This is a genomic window from Enterobacter sp. UPMP2060 (assembly GCF_053709655.1).
This window is the reverse complement of the sequence record NZ_JBSKJQ010000001.1, coordinates 525,779-538,934: the sequence shown is the minus strand read 5'-3', so window position 1 is coordinate 538,934 and position 13,156 is coordinate 525,779. Positions and strand designations below refer to the sequence as shown.

Annotated in this window: 15 protein-coding genes; 5 read left to right on the top strand and 10 right to left on the bottom strand. The window is 51.8% G+C overall.

Annotated features, from left to right (window positions below; all coding sequences use genetic code 11):
* Positions 1 to 52: 52 nt before the first annotated feature.
* Both mdoH and mdoG read right to left on the bottom strand, forming a co-directional pair.
* Positions 53 to 2,581, bottom strand: a complete 2,529-nt coding sequence (mdoH, locus tag ACWKXN_RS02615) for a glucans biosynthesis glucosyltransferase MdoH (RefSeq protein WP_023311116.1) — start codon at positions 2,579 to 2,581, stop codon at positions 53 to 55.
* Entirely contained in the window at positions 2,574 to 4,127 is a 1,554-nt protein-coding gene (mdoG, locus tag ACWKXN_RS02610; RefSeq protein ID WP_021240787.1) for a glucans biosynthesis protein MdoG, read from the bottom strand. The genes mdoH and mdoG overlap by 8 nt, the downstream gene beginning before the upstream one ends.
* 254 nt (positions 4,128 to 4,381) lie before the next feature.
* Here mdoG and mdoC point away from each other — a divergent pair, with 254 nt between their 5' ends.
* On the top strand, positions 4,382 to 5,521 hold the full coding sequence (gene mdoC / locus ACWKXN_RS02605; RefSeq protein WP_454543274.1) for a glucans biosynthesis protein MdoC: 1,140 nt from the start codon (positions 4,382 to 4,384) through the stop codon (positions 5,519 to 5,521).
* A gap of 33 nt (positions 5,522 to 5,554) precedes the next feature.
* On the opposite strand, the gene ymdB is transcribed toward mdoC, so the two are convergent.
* The 5 genes from ymdB to csgB all read right to left on the bottom strand — a co-directional run bounded on the left by ymdB (position 5,555) and on the right by csgB (position 8,031).
* Positions 5,555 to 6,097 (bottom strand): O-acetyl-ADP-ribose deacetylase, encoded by a 543-nt coding sequence (gene ymdB / locus ACWKXN_RS02600; protein ID WP_023311113.1) that lies wholly within the window; start codon positions 6,095 to 6,097, stop codon positions 5,555 to 5,557.
* Between the two features lie 106 nt (positions 6,098 to 6,203).
* Positions 6,204 to 6,524 carry a type 1 fimbrial protein gene (locus ACWKXN_RS02595; RefSeq protein WP_096151205.1) on the bottom strand — a complete coding sequence of 107 codons (321 nt, stop codon included), beginning with the start codon at positions 6,522 to 6,524 and terminating at the stop codon, positions 6,204 to 6,206.
* A gap of 163 nt (positions 6,525 to 6,687) precedes the next feature.
* Positions 6,688 to 7,020: a curli assembly chaperone CsgC gene (gene csgC, locus ACWKXN_RS02590; RefSeq protein WP_033145185.1), complete on the bottom strand. Its 333-nt coding sequence runs from the start codon at positions 7,018 to 7,020 to the stop codon at positions 6,688 to 6,690.
* Positions 7,021 to 7,081: 61 nt separating this feature from the next.
* The gene (gene csgA, locus ACWKXN_RS02585; protein ID WP_033145184.1) at positions 7,082 to 7,534 is read right to left on the bottom strand and encodes a curli major subunit CsgA; all 453 of its coding nucleotides are present in this window, start codon (positions 7,532 to 7,534) and stop codon (positions 7,082 to 7,084) included.
* Between the two features lie 41 nt (positions 7,535 to 7,575).
* Positions 7,576 to 8,031, bottom strand: coding sequence for a curli minor subunit CsgB (csgB, locus tag ACWKXN_RS02580; protein ID WP_033145183.1), 456 nt, complete (start codon positions 8,029 to 8,031; stop codon positions 7,576 to 7,578).
* A gap of 763 nt (positions 8,032 to 8,794) precedes the next feature.
* On the opposite strand from csgB, the gene csgD reads away from it, so the two are divergent.
* The 4 genes from csgD to csgG are packed head-to-tail and all read left to right on the top strand — an operon-like array spanning position 8,795 to position 11,136.
* Positions 8,795 to 9,445, top strand: coding sequence for a biofilm master transcriptional regulator CsgD (csgD, locus tag ACWKXN_RS02575; protein ID WP_021240790.1), 651 nt, complete (start codon positions 8,795 to 8,797; stop codon positions 9,443 to 9,445).
* 4 nt (positions 9,446 to 9,449) lie between these two features.
* Positions 9,450 to 9,839 (top strand): curli production assembly/transport protein CsgE, encoded by a 390-nt coding sequence (gene csgE / locus ACWKXN_RS02570; RefSeq protein WP_033145182.1) that lies wholly within the window; start codon positions 9,450 to 9,452, stop codon positions 9,837 to 9,839.
* A gap of 23 nt (positions 9,840 to 9,862) precedes the next feature.
* Positions 9,863 to 10,276 carry a curli production assembly/transport protein CsgF gene (gene csgF, locus ACWKXN_RS02565; protein ID WP_008500846.1) on the top strand — a complete coding sequence of 138 codons (414 nt, stop codon included), beginning with the start codon at positions 9,863 to 9,865 and terminating at the stop codon, positions 10,274 to 10,276.
* A gap of 26 nt (positions 10,277 to 10,302) precedes the next feature.
* Positions 10,303 to 11,136 (top strand): curli production assembly/transport protein CsgG, encoded by an 834-nt coding sequence (gene csgG, locus ACWKXN_RS02560; RefSeq protein WP_025755858.1) that lies wholly within the window; start codon positions 10,303 to 10,305, stop codon positions 11,134 to 11,136.
* 43 nt (positions 11,137 to 11,179) lie between these two features.
* On the opposite strand, the gene ACWKXN_RS02555 is transcribed toward csgG, so the two are convergent.
* The 3 genes from ACWKXN_RS02555 to ACWKXN_RS02545 form a co-directional block, all read right to left on the bottom strand.
* Positions 11,180 to 11,662, bottom strand: a complete 483-nt coding sequence (locus ACWKXN_RS02555; RefSeq protein ID WP_075203910.1) for a DUF1097 domain-containing protein — start codon at positions 11,660 to 11,662, stop codon at positions 11,180 to 11,182.
* 96 nt (positions 11,663 to 11,758) lie between these two features.
* A complete protein-coding gene (locus ACWKXN_RS02550) occupies positions 11,759 to 12,313 on the bottom strand; it encodes a TorD/DmsD family molecular chaperone (protein ID WP_029740002.1) in 555 nt (184 codons plus the stop codon).
* Positions 12,314 to 12,334: 21 nt separating this feature from the next.
* Positions 12,335 to 13,072 carry a phosphatase gene (locus ACWKXN_RS02545; RefSeq protein ID WP_033145179.1) on the bottom strand — a complete coding sequence of 246 codons (738 nt, stop codon included), beginning with the start codon at positions 13,070 to 13,072 and terminating at the stop codon, positions 12,335 to 12,337.
* Positions 13,073 to 13,156 lie beyond the last annotated feature (84 nt).

The window sequence follows — 13,156 nt, the reverse complement described above, 5'->3', positions numbered from 1 at the left end:
CCGGTATTTTATCTGGCGGGTGGCGCTTCGCTAACCCGCCTTACTTAACTGCTTACTTCGCCTTAAGAGCGAGCGGATTCAGCTTCACGTCCTTATAGTAGTTCACCCACGAAGAGTATTTCTCCGGAGCGGACCACACGCGGTAGTGAAGACGCGCCATTGTCACCGGGTCGCTCAACAGCACCAGACGACGGTCGCGGTTGAGTTTTTCCGGGGTCTCGTTAAGCGCCTGCTCAACGTGACGATCGCGGGCAATCTCCAGCACCTGGCTGGCGCGGTGACGCGCGGTCGCCATTGCCGTCGCCAGGGCGTTGAATGACGGGTTAAACACGGCGTGCATGAAGCCGTCATCCAGCGAGCGACTGCGGTTCTGTTCCAGGTAACGATCGGTATCCACCAGCACCTGCGGCGGGGAATACTCTTCCGGGATCAGGAACAGCTTCCAGCGTTTGGTTCGCAACCCCACCGTTGAACGGCTGGAAATCACGGACACAAACGGCGACAGGATCAGCGAGAATACAATCGGCGCCAGCCAGAACAGGAAGCGCAGATCCAGCCACGCCATCCCGGCAGCCCACACCAGACCCAGCAGAAGCTGAGAACCGTGGCGCATAAAGGCTTCACCCCACGGCGTGGAGTCGTCGTCACGCTGCGGTGAGTTCCAGACCACTTCCCAGCCCAGGAACGCACTGACCACAAACACGGTGTGGAACAGCATACGTACCGGCGCCAACAGGACGGAGAACAGCACTTCCAGCAGCAGCGAAAGGGTCACGCGGAAGAAACCGCCGTACTCTTTCGAGCCTTTGCACCAGATCAGGATGATGCTGAGCAGCTTAGGCAGGAACAGCAGCACCATGGTGGAGGCAAACAGCGCAATCGCCAGCTCCGGACGCCACTGCGGCCACACCGGGAACAGCTGCCGCGGTTGCAGGAAGTATTGCGGCTCCGTCAGGGCATGGACAACCTGCAGCGCAGTGGAGAGCGCGAGGAACATAAACCACAGCGGTGCAGAGAGATAGGACATCACGCCCGTCAGGAACACCGCGCGGTGAACCGGGTGCATCCCTTTTACCAGGAACAGGCGGAAGTTCATCAGGTTACCGTGACACCAGCGGCGGTCACGCTTGAGCTCGTCCAGCAGGTTCGGCGGCAGCTCTTCGTACGATCCCGGCAGGTCGTAGGCAATCCAGACGCCCCAGCCAGCACGACGCATCAGCGCCGCTTCTACGAAGTCATGCGACAGAATAGAACCGGCAAACGAACCCTCACCCGGCAGCGGCGCCAGCGCACAGTGTTCAATGAACGGCTTCACGCGGATAATGGCGTTGTGACCCCAGTAGTGCGACTCACCCAGCTGCCAGAAGTGCAGACCGGCCGTAAACAGCGGCCCGTAAACACGGGTGGCGAACTGCTGGCAGCGCGCATAAAGGGTGTCCATTCCGGACGCTTTTGGCGAGGACTGAATGATACCGGCGTTAGGGTTGGCCTCCATCAGACGCACCAGACCGCTCAGGCAGTCTCCGCTCATGACGGAGTCAGCATCCAGCACCACCATGTAGCTGTACTGGTTACCCCAGCGACGGCAGAAGTCATCGATGTTGCCGCTTTTACGCTTCACGCGACGACGGCGGCGACGGTAGAAGATCTGGCCTTCGCCCTGCACTTCTGCAATCAGCTCCATCCACGCTTTTTGTTCCGCCACGCAGATATCCGGGTTGTAGCTGTCGCTCAGGATGTAAACGTCGAAATGCTCCGCGTTGCCGGTCGCCTTCACGGACTCCCAGGTCGCACGCAGGCCCGCAAATACGCGGTCAACGTCCTCGTTACAGATAGGCATAATCAGCGCGGTACGGTGTTCGGGATTAAGGGGTTCATCCCCGACCGTTGACGCCGAAATGCTGTATTTGTCACGCCCCATCAGCAATTGCAGGAAGCCCATCAGCGCGGTCCAGAAACCGGCCGAGACCCAGCAGAAGAGGACCGCGAACAGCAGGAGAATGCCGCTCTGCAGGATATACGGCAGCAGCTGCATGAAGGAGACCCAGAGATCCTGGCCCATCATGTCCGTTGGGTTGATAAACGCCCAGCCCTGGTAAGGCAGGATAGTTTTCATGTACCAGGTCGCGACGACCGTCTGCGCCAGCGTCAGAAGCAGCAGGATATAGCGACGGATTGTCCCGACGGTACGCCATTTCTGTTCGGACGCCTGCTCTTCTTTCGTCAGGCGCGACAGATAGCGCGGCGTCACATCACGCCCGCGCAGGCGATCCCAGAAGCGACCCACCGGGTTGGTGCGCCATGGATCGGGGAACATAGAGGAACGCGTAGCCTTCGGCATCGCCTGAAGCTGATCGCGTCCTTCGTCGTCTTTAATCAACTGCCCTTCCGCCAGCGAGTCCGGCCAGGCCTGCTCCAGACGCGCCTTGACTGACCCGAGCGGCGTATCATCATCACGGGAAAACGTATGATGTTCACCATCCAGCGCGGTGTGAACCGCGCGGATGTCGCTCTTTGGCAGTGCCGCTTTTTCGATATCCGTCAGCGGCATGGCATCAATATATTCAGATGTATTATTCATTGGCAGGTAGCTGATAGCTCCAGGTTTCACTCAGCGGCTGATCGTTACTGACCAGCGCAGCACGCATTTCAGTGGTCTGTTTCGGATCTTTCACTTTCACGCGCAGGGTCAGACGCCAGCCTTTGGTTACCGGGTTGTAACGCACGGTATTCTCAACGATCTCACCGTTATCACCGATGCTGGCCTGAGCGGCAACGGCGGTGTCCGGCGACAGTTTCTTCATATCCTGGCCTGTGAAGTCCACGACAAACGCCACGGTACCGTCAGGCTGACGGATAAGATTAGACTGCTTCACATCACCCGTTGAGCGGCGAGTCTGCATTACATACGCGTTATCCGGCGCATGCAGCTTATCTTCGTCGCGGCTGAAGGTAATGGTGTACTTGAAGTTCATCTCTTTACCGGCTTCCGGCAGTTGATCCGGCGTCCAGTAAGCGACGATGTTATCGTTGGTTTCGTCGTTGGTTGGAATTTCTACCAGCTCGACCTTGCCTTTACCCCAGTCACCGTTTGGCGTGACCCAGGCGCTTGGACGCTGGTCATAGCGATCGTCCAAATCTTCAAAGCGGGAGAACTGACGACCACGCTGCAGCAGGCCAAAACCTTGCGGGTTTTCCATTGCGAAGCTGCTAACCGCGAGATGTTTCGGGTTATTCAGCGGACGCCAGATCCACTCGCCGTTGCCGGCATGAATAGACAGACCGTTGGAGTCGTGCAGTTCCGGACGGAAGTTGGTAGCCGGTGACGGCTGGTTCGGCCCAAACAGGAACATACTGGTCAGTGGCGCAACGCCCAGTTTGCCCACTTTATCACGCAGGTAAACCTTGGACTGCACGTCAACTACCGTGTCACGACCCGGCATAATTACAAAGCGATAGGCACCGGTTGCACGCGGGGAATCCAGCAGCGCATAAATGGTCAGACGCTTATCCGTTGGCTTTGGACGTTCAATCCAGAACTCACGGAAACGCGGGAACTCTTCACCTGATGGCAGCGCGGTATCAATAGCCAGACCACGCGCAGAAAGCCCGTAAACCTGCCCCGCGCCGATAACGCGGAAATAGCTGGCTCCAAGCATGCTGACGATTTCGTCGTTTTTATCTTTGCTGTTGATCGGGTAAAGCACCTTAAAGCCTGCGAAGCCCAGGTCTTTCACCGTATCTTTGTCGTGTTGCACATTGCCAAAATTGAAGTAATCCGGGCTGTACTTGATCTTACGTACCGCGGTTGCCGTCACTTCATTGATGGCAACAGGCGTGTCGAAGTACATACCCTGATGATAAAATTCAAGCTTGAACGGGGTTTTAATATTGCTCCAGTACGCTTTGTCGTGATTGAACTGGATCTGCTGATAGTCCGCATACTTCATGTCGCGGAAAACGGAGGGCAAGTTACTTTTCGGCGCTTCGTAGCTCTTGCCTGCCATCGATTTTGCCTGTTTTGCGACATCGTCGATGTTAAAGGCCAGTGCCGATGAGGTATACAGTGATAACACCACTGCAGCACCCAACCAACGCATTTTCATCATCTGTGGTTTATGTTTCATAATAAGTAAGCACTTCCCCCTTTGTGTGCTTATATCGATCCGATCCATTTTAATGGAAACTCAGGCAATCCGACAACATTATCACTGCTTTGTTCAGCTGCTGGCTCATGGAATAAGCAAATGAAAGAACCCGCTATTCACTTTGCGTGCTTATCCTGGAGACAGGGTGTCGGTCTTGGTGTAGGGTTGGCTTCGAATGTAACCATTATGAGTCTTAGGGATAAGACGAAAAGTCTGAGAATGCACAACGTTATATGAGCACAACACCAACAGAACGTGAATATTTCCTCGACTCGATCAGGGCCTGGCTGATGCTATTGGGGATCCCCTTTCACATTTCACTGATTTACTCCAGCCACACCTGGCATGTGAATAGCCAGATGCCCTCCTGGTGGCTGACGCTGTTTAATGACTTTATTCACGCCTTCCGTATGCAGGTGTTCTTCGTCATATCCGGCTATTTCTCTTACATGCTGTTTCTGCGATACCCGCTCAAGCGCTGGTGGAAAGTGCGCGTAGAGCGCGTGGGGATCCCCATGCTGACCGCAATTCCACTGCTGACGCTGCCTCAGTTCATTATGTTGCAATACGTCAAAGGCAAAGCGGAGAACTGGCCGAACCTTACGCTGTATGAAAAGTACAATACGCTGGTCTGGGAGCTGGTGTCTCACCTGTGGTTCCTGCTGGTGCTGGTGGTGCTCACAACGGTGAGCCTGTTGATTTTCAGCCGCCTGCGCCACCGTCTGAGTACAAAAGCCGACACCTTCTTCGCCAACGTTACGATGGGCAAACTGTCTGTGCTCTTCTTGCTGTTGGGGATTGCCTATGCCGCCGTGCGACGGACGCTGCTTATCGTCTATCCGCCGATTTTGAGCGACGGGTTATTTAATTTTGTGGTGATGCAGTCCTTGTTCTACATTCCGTTCTTTTTAATCGGCGCGCTGGCTTTTATTCATCCGAAGCTTAAATCGCTGTTTGTCACCCCGTCACCGTGGTGCGCGCTGGGGGCAAGCCTCGCGTTCGCGGCCTATCTGCTGAATCAGCGCTACGGCAGCGGCGACGCCTGGATGTATGAAACGGAAAGCGTGATCACTATGCTGCTGGGGCTGTGGATGGTGAACGTCGTATTCGCGCTGGGCCACCGCTTGCTGAACTTTAAGTCCAGCCGCGTGACCTACTTCGTTAATGCGTCACTGTTTATCTATCTGGTGCATCACCCGTTGACGCTCTTCTTCGGGGCTTACATCACACCGCGCATCGCCTCCAACACGCTGGGCTTCTTTACCGGGCTGGTGTTTGTTGTAGGGGTGGCAATCGTACTCTACGAAATCCATCTGCGGATCCCGCTCCTGCGCTTCCTCTTTTCAGGAAAACCACAGGCAAAAGCCTCATAAATCACGCGGCGCATCAGATGCGCCGCGTTTGCATCAGCTCTCCAGTTCTTGTCTGCGCTGAGTCAGAAGCCGCTGATAAAGATGCGTGGTGTCGTCGTCGAAACAGACAAAAATCACCTTCTCTGGCAGCGGTTTTAGCGACAAATAGCGGTAAACCGTTTCAACGGCGATCGTTGCGGCAGCGGCCTTAGGGTAACCATACACGCCGGTGCTGATCGCCGGAAACGCCATCGTTTTATAACCGTTGTCGGCGGCCAGTCGCAGACAGTTCCGGTAAGCTTCTTCCAGAATACTCGCTTCGTGCTGATCACCGCCATGCCAGACCGGCCCTACCGCGTGAATTACCGCTCTCGCAGGCAGATTGCCCGCCAGCGTAATCACCGCGTGACCGGGAGGACATTCGCCCTGCTGTTGCCGCACGGTTTTACAGGCTTCCAGCAGCTGCGGTCCGGCAGCCCGGTGGATAGCCCCGTCCACGCCGCCTCCCCCCATCAGGGAGGGATTGGCCGCATTGACGATAACGTCGACGTGCACTGTCGTAATATCGCCATGAATAATTTCAATTTGCGGTTTCATAAAGCCCCTCTGCAACCCGCCATTTTCTTAAGTGTATCGCAGAGGAGACCGGGAGAAAAAACTATCAGAAAAAATCCTCATCCACCGCAGGGCGGGAGAGCGCGCATTAGCGATACTGGATTTCGACAACCGCGAGCGTTTTTTCAGGATTAAGGTATTTCATATTGAGCGTTGCCACGTTTGAGTCGCTCACTTTCCCGTTAAGCGCCTCTTCATAGCTGACCATACGCGTTTGCATACGGTTATTATCTGGACATGACATGGCAAACTGTTGCTTCTGGGGAGTGACTTCACAGGGGTCGGCGACAATGGCACCGCGAAAATGAATGACACCGCCGTCAACAACCCTGGCCGAATAAGCCGGGATACTCAAAGCAGAAACGACCAGACCCAGACCTGCCATGAGTCGAGCAAAATAGTTGTTCATTATAGGTACTCCTCAATGAAAATCGTCCATGAGGGGTAAACGCGCTTCATTTATTATTGCAAACGAAGTTTCACGTTACGGAACATAACGACCTGGTCCCTGATATCAGCATAGCTCAACGGCACAGACCCGCCACATTCTCAACCTATTGATTTATGAACGTTTAGAGCGAGCGCTCCGCTGGCGACCACTGTTGTGATAAATGCAGCGATTTACCGTCTGAAACGGTGACAACGATTTTTACCGTGTCTCCCGCATTAATATTTAAACTCAGGCGCATTAAATCAATCGTCTGATTAGCGGGTATAAAAAGTGTGTTTTGCTGCCGGGAAGAACTTTGTCCCCCCTGCCCTTCTCGCACAGAAACAATCTGAACCTGACAATCACACGACTGCGCCAGAGTGACCTGAGGAACAATGGTGGTCATATTTTCCTGCTGTGACGTTTTGAAGGTTATCTGGCTGGAAAGCGCGGCGAGTAGAATTAAGGTATTCATGATGAACTCCCGAAAAAAAACAGGGCTGATGCCCTGTTTTTTTGTAGCACAGATTTCAGTATCAGTACTGATGAGCTGACGCGTGGTTACCAAAACCGATCTGGGTAACGTTAACAGTCGAGTTGGACGCAGTCTGGTCTACGAGTGCACCGTTAAAGCCGCCGGACTGGCTAACGTTCATAACGGATTTTTTACTGTTCCACTGATCAAGTGTCGCACTGTTACCAAAACCTTTCTGGGTCAGGTTGATTTTACTGTCATCAGAGCCCTGACCAACGTCAGCACCGTTAAAGCCGCCGGTCTGGCTAATATTCAGGACGGAATTTCTGGCGTCTGTCTGCAGGGCAACCGCGGAGTTACCGCCACCGTTCTGATAAATATTCAGGGTTGAATTTGGGCCACTGTTTCCACCATGACCATGTCCATGACCCCATCCGCCCTGATTAATAGAACCCGCCATAGCACTACCAGAAACTACGATTGCTGCAAGTGCTGCCACTTTGATAAATTTCATGGTAAACCCCCATCGGATTGATTAAAGTCGTCGCGAACGCGCTAATGTTGAATAACGTTAATCGCCATTTGCGACTGTTTCTGCACTACAACTGCGGTTTTCTGCGTACCGTACTGCGTAATATTTGCTCTATTACCCGACCCTTTCTGGATAATTTTCGCGCTATTACCGTATCCATCTTGCGTAATACCTGCATCATTCCCGTTACCGCTCTGATCGATCCAGGCTAAATTGTAACTCCCTGATTGATCAACTCTCGCTCTGTTACCCGCCCCATCCTGAGATACAATGGATAAGAGTCTTGAACCGTCCTGGCTAACCTCAGCGTTATTGAAAACGCCCCGTTGACCAATAATGGCTGCCTGATTGAGTGATGAAAGACTTAATTCGTTAACCGCAAAGTTATATTCAGCATTTGCCAAATCTGAATTCGCTGCGGTTACAAATCCAGGCGCACCCAGTAATGTAAACATCATAATTAACGATGTGTTTTTCATGTTGTCACCCTGGACCTGGCTATTTAATCACGCCATAACCCTATAACAATGCTACTTGTTAAAACGACTCGTATTGTGTTAACGCGTCGTTACGGTGAAGAGTATGTCCGCTGAAACATTTTAAATATCTCACCCGCGCGGCTTATTTTTATTTATCGGCTCACCACAAAGTCGTAATTTACATCAAAAATCACTTTAATCAGGTCAGCTTATATTTTTTATTAAGCAGGTCTTGCGATCGGGTTGTACAACGGGATGAAGGCTGTCCAGGCGTCATCCCGCGTTGTTTAACCGTAACGGCTGGAGATCATTTTTCTCAGTGCGTGACACGACGCCTGTTTTCTTAAGCCAGGCAGCAGCCCATTCATGGGCTTAGAAATAATCTGAAACTCATACTTAATTACTGCTGCGTAAAAATAACAAATAATCTCAAAAATCAATCACATAAAAATATTTGTATGATTTTTAAAATCTGTGCACATCTATTTATATGTACAACTTTTTCATCAATTATTACCATTAACAACAAGCAGTTTTCACAAATTAATATTGATTTTTACATTCTGTTACACGTTTAACACTTGCTTTAAACTTCGTAAAAGCTAGATTGAAATTAGATGTACGAAATTGGTTTTATATTTACCTCCCTGTGGAGGTTATGGTCTGATTCTACACACAGCAGTGCAACATCTGTCAGTACTTCTGGTGTCCTCTAATAAACAGGAGGACAGCTGCCAGGTGCCAAAAAAAGTGGGGTTTCATCATGTATAATGAAGTCCATAGTTTACATGGTCATACATTACTGTTGATCACAAAACCTTCTTTGCAAGCGACAGCGTTATTACAACATTTAAAGCAATCTTTATCACTGAACGGGAAATTGCATAATATTCAACGTTCTTTTGATGATATTGCACCTGGCAGCATCATTCTTTTCGATATGATGGAAGCTGATAAAAAGCTTATCCATTACTGGCAAGATATTTTAAGCAGGAAAAACAATAATATCCGCGTGCTATTATTGAATACGCCTGATGAATATCCTTTCAGAGATATTGAAAGCTGGCCGCATATCAATGGCGTGTTCTACGTCACGGAAGAAGAAGACCGGGTGGTAGAGGGGCTGCAAGGTATATTGCGCGGAGAGTGTTATTTTTCGCAAAAGCTTGCCAGCTATCTCATCACGCACTCCGGAAATTATCGCTATAACAGTTCAGAGTCCGCGCTGCTCACGCACCGTGAGAAAGAGATCCTGAACAAGTTACGCATTGGTGCTTCAAATATTGAAATCGCCCGTTCGTTATTTATCAGCGAAAATACGGTAAAGACGCACCTTTATAATCTTTTCAAGAAGATAGCTGTTAAAAACCGAACTCAGGCTGTTTCGTGGGCAAACGATAACCTCAGGCGTTAATCACATGAAGCGCACGTTGAGTTGGATCGCCGCAGCGAGTTTCCTGCTCGCTGCCGGGAATCTGAAGGCCGTCGAGGTCGAAGTTCCCGGATTGTTAACAGACCACACTGTCTCATCGGTCGGGCACAGTTTTTACCGCGCCTTCAGTGACAAATGGGACAGTACCTACACCGGAAATATAACAATCAACGAGCGGCCCAGTGCACGATGGGGAAGTTGGATAACAATAACGGCTAATCAGTACGTTATTTATCAAACGTTTTTATTCCCGACCAAAATAGACTTCGATAAAAACGTAGCCTTAGCACTGGCACAATCAGAAGACGCTATTAATCGCCTGCAAATAGATAAAGCCCTATTAAGCACCAGCGATTTAGCAAAAGACGAGTTCTAGCGAACCGATATGCGGAGGCTGTCATGCGTATTGCATATGCAGTTGTTTCGATAATGCTGATAACACCCATAAGCTGGGCCGGAAACATGACGTTTCAGTTCCGTAACCCTAACTTTGGCGGTAACCCTAATAACGGCGCGTTCCTGCTGAACGAAGCCCAGGCGCAAAACTCCTATAAGGATCCCAGCTTAAAGGATTTTAGCGTTGATACCCCGTCCGCACTGGACAACTTCACTCAAGCTATTCAGTCGCAGATTTTAGGGGGGTTACTGACCAACATTAATACCGGTAAACCCGGCCGCATGGTGACCAACGACTTTATCGTTGATATCGCCAATACTGACGGACAGCTTCAGTTGAACGTGACCGATCGTAAAACCGGAAGAATCTCCACCATTCAGGTTTCCGGTCTACAAAGTAATTCAACTGACTTTTAAACAATAGCTAAATAAGGACAACGATCATGCAGCGCTTCCTGATATTTGTTGCAGTGTGCTTATTGAGCGGTTGTTTAACTGCTCCACCTAAAGAAGCTGCAAAACCGACATTAATGCCTCGGGCCCAGAGTTATCGTGATTTAACGCATTTACCTTCACCTACGGGGAAAATATTTGTCTCCGTATACAACATTCAGGATGAAACCGGGCAATTCAAACCTTACCCGGCAAGTAACTTCTCCACGGCTGTGCCGCAAAGCGCCACCGCCATGCTGGTTACCGCGCTCAAGGATTCGCACTGGTTTATTCCGCTGGAACGTCAGGGGCTCCAGAACCTGTTGAATGAACGCAAAATCATTCGTGCCGCTCAGGAAAATGGCACCGTCGCGGACAATAACCGCATGCCTCTGCAATCTCTGGCGGCAGCGAACGTGATGATCGAAGGATCGATTATTGGCTACGAAAGTAACGTTAAGTCGGGTGGTGCAGGAGCTCGTTACTTCGGTATCGGTGCGGATACCCAGTACCAGCTTGACCAAATCGCCGTCAACCTGCGTGTGGTTAACGTCAGTACAGGCGAAGTGCTCTCTTCGGTGAACACCAGCAAAACCATTCTGTCTTATGAAGTGCAGGCTGGGGTATTCCGCTTCATCGATTACCAGCGTTTGCTGGAAGGTGAAATTGGCTACACCTCTAACGAGCCGGTCATGATGTGCCTGATGTCAGCCATTGAAACCGGCGTGATCTTCTTAATCAACGACGGTATTGACCGCGGGCTGTGGGATCTGCAAAACAAAGCAGACGTGCAGAACCCGATACTGGTGAAATACCGCGATATGTCAGTCCCTCCGGAATCCTGACAGGAACCGCATAAAAAAGGCGAGATGATTATCTCGCCTTTTTTTATTCGCTCACCGCAGTGATGTTTTGCGCTTTTCCCCGTCGCGACGCCAGCCAAAGACCGCTGTTTTTCATGGCATAGCCAAACAGCAACCCCAGCGCCAAGGAGGGAACCACCAGCTTCCAGTCACCCTGCCCTGCAAAGGTCGCGCACGCCCCCATAAAGGTCCCCGGCACAAATGAAAGCAGCAGATGCTTAGCCTGGATGCACATTAAAAAGGCAACGACACCCGTCATGACGTACCCCAGCATCTCCAGATGTGGCGCCAGCGCGCTGCCCTTCATGATCACCAGCGCCCAGATAACACCGCTCATCAGCGTGCAGCCAGAGATAAAGAGCCCTTTGACGCCCCCCTGCGGACAGGCGAAATAGGCGGTGCAGCCGAGGAACCCGGCCCAGCTGAGCAATCCGAGAGACACGGCTACCCATCCCCAGAGCCCGGAGAGAATACCTGTCGTTATTGCGATACAAAGTAATATATTCATGGCGCGCATCTTAGCAGATGCGCACCATAGAAATGAGATCAGAAGCACATTACTTGCAAGTTGAAATGTTGAGTTGCAGAATTTATGTGATATAAATCACTCTTCGTTCTCTTCTTCCAGCTCATCCCACATTGCCGCAATAGCGTCGCGGGTCAGCGGGGCCAGCGTTCTCCAGAACGGCGAGGTGGCATGCGCTTCGACTTTACCCAGGAATGTCCCGACCCACGGCAGCAGGTACGTTTCGAACAGGGTTTCGATGGCTTCATTCTCATCATCACCGGCGTTGTCTTCGATCCAGGACGCCGCCAGCAGCAGCGTACCGATATGATCGGCTGGCGTATCGCTCAGCGGCATACCGCGCGTGGAGAGGAACGCGCGGACTTCCGCTTCCGTTGCCCCTTCCTGCCAGGCTGAACGGTATGGCGAAACGCGGCACTCATCGCCGACGAACAGCGCATTGTAGTCCGTCGCGATCTGCTGCATGTCGCAGCTTTTTTGCAGACGTTCCAGTAAATCATCCTGTTCCAGCGGCCAGTTCTGCGCCAGTTTGCCTTCACGAATTAACGTAAAGAGCGGAACCAACAGCGGGTCTTGCGGCTGGCGATAATAGAGCGTACCCAGCACGCGGCAGAGGATGGAAAACTCGTTCATTTTTATGATTCCATTACACAATTAAAGATCGGCAAATTCGGCTATCGGTTCCATTCCGCGCGACTCGAGGAAATCGAGCATGCGGCGTGGGGTCACGTTCAGGATTTGCGCTTCCGGGAAGTTAACATCATTCAGCACTTTCAGGCACTCGCTGAAATCGCCCAGCGTAAACGCGGTATGAGAGTCTGAGCCCAGCGCCACCATGCCACCTGCGTCACGCACGGCGGCAGCCACTTCGCGACAGTTGGCTTCACTGCCCTTACGCGAGTGCACAAAAGAGGAGTTGTTAATCTCCAGCGCCACGCGGTGCTTCGCTGCCGCCTGCGCGACAGCCTGAATATCAATCGGATACCTCGGGTTACCGGGGTGGCTGATAATGTGCACATTGCCGCTGGCAATGGTGGCAATCATCGCCGCGGTGTTGGTGTCTTTATCCTGAGGCGGGAAAACCGGCTCATGAAAACCGGCGAGGATAAGGTCAAGAGATGTCAGCATCGGGCCGGTGCAGTCGATCTCACCGTCGGTATTTTTGATGTTCGCCTCAATGCCGCGCAGTATCCCAATGCCGTCCACCAGACGTGGCCAGATCCGCATATTCACAAAATGCCAGTAGTGCGGCGCATCCGCCATGTCCGGGCCATGATCGGTGATCGCGAACAGCTTGATGCCTTTAAGCTTCGCCTGGGCGATATAATCATGGAGGTTGCTATACGCGTGGGTGCTGGCGACGGTGTGCATATGCAGGTCAACGGGATACATCTCTCTCTCCTCTGCGGTTTTTCCAAAGGATAGCAGTTATCAGCGGCGAATATTAGCAAAAACCCGGCGAACGCCGGGTTTCTC

Coding starts and splice junctions, on each gene's coding strand:
- mdoH (WP_023311116.1), bottom strand. CDS start 2,581: ATGAATAATACATCTGAATATATTGATGCCATGCCGCTGACGGATATC.
- mdoG (WP_021240787.1), bottom strand. CDS start 4,127: ATGAAACATAAACCACAGATGATGAAAATGCGTTGGTTGGGTGCTGCA.
- mdoC (WP_454543274.1), top strand. CDS start 4,382: ATGAGCACAACACCAACAGAACGTGAATATTTCCTCGACTCGATCAGG.
- ymdB (WP_023311113.1), bottom strand. CDS start 6,097: ATGAAACCGCAAATTGAAATTATTCATGGCGATATTACGACAGTGCAC.
- ACWKXN_RS02595 (WP_096151205.1), bottom strand. CDS start 6,524: ATGAACAACTATTTTGCTCGACTCATGGCAGGTCTGGGTCTGGTCGTT.
- csgC (WP_033145185.1), bottom strand. CDS start 7,020: ATGAATACCTTAATTCTACTCGCCGCGCTTTCCAGCCAGATAACCTTC.
- csgA (WP_033145184.1), bottom strand. CDS start 7,534: ATGAAATTTATCAAAGTGGCAGCACTTGCAGCAATCGTAGTTTCTGGT.
- csgB (WP_033145183.1), bottom strand. CDS start 8,031: ATGAAAAACACATCGTTAATTATGATGTTTACATTACTGGGTGCGCCT.
- csgD (WP_021240790.1), top strand. CDS start 8,795: ATGTATAATGAAGTCCATAGTTTACATGGTCATACATTACTGTTGATC.
- csgE (WP_033145182.1), top strand. CDS start 9,450: ATGAAGCGCACGTTGAGTTGGATCGCCGCAGCGAGTTTCCTGCTCGCT.
- csgF (WP_008500846.1), top strand. CDS start 9,863: ATGCGTATTGCATATGCAGTTGTTTCGATAATGCTGATAACACCCATA.
- csgG (WP_025755858.1), top strand. CDS start 10,303: ATGCAGCGCTTCCTGATATTTGTTGCAGTGTGCTTATTGAGCGGTTGT.
- ACWKXN_RS02555 (WP_075203910.1), bottom strand. CDS start 11,662: ATGAATATATTACTTTGTATCGCAATAACGACAGGTATTCTCTCCGGG.
- ACWKXN_RS02550 (WP_029740002.1), bottom strand. CDS start 12,313: ATGAACGAGTTTTCCATCCTCTGCCGCGTGCTGGGTACGCTCTATTAT.
- ACWKXN_RS02545 (WP_033145179.1), bottom strand. CDS start 13,072: ATGTATCCCGTTGACCTGCATATGCACACCGTCGCCAGCACCCACGCG.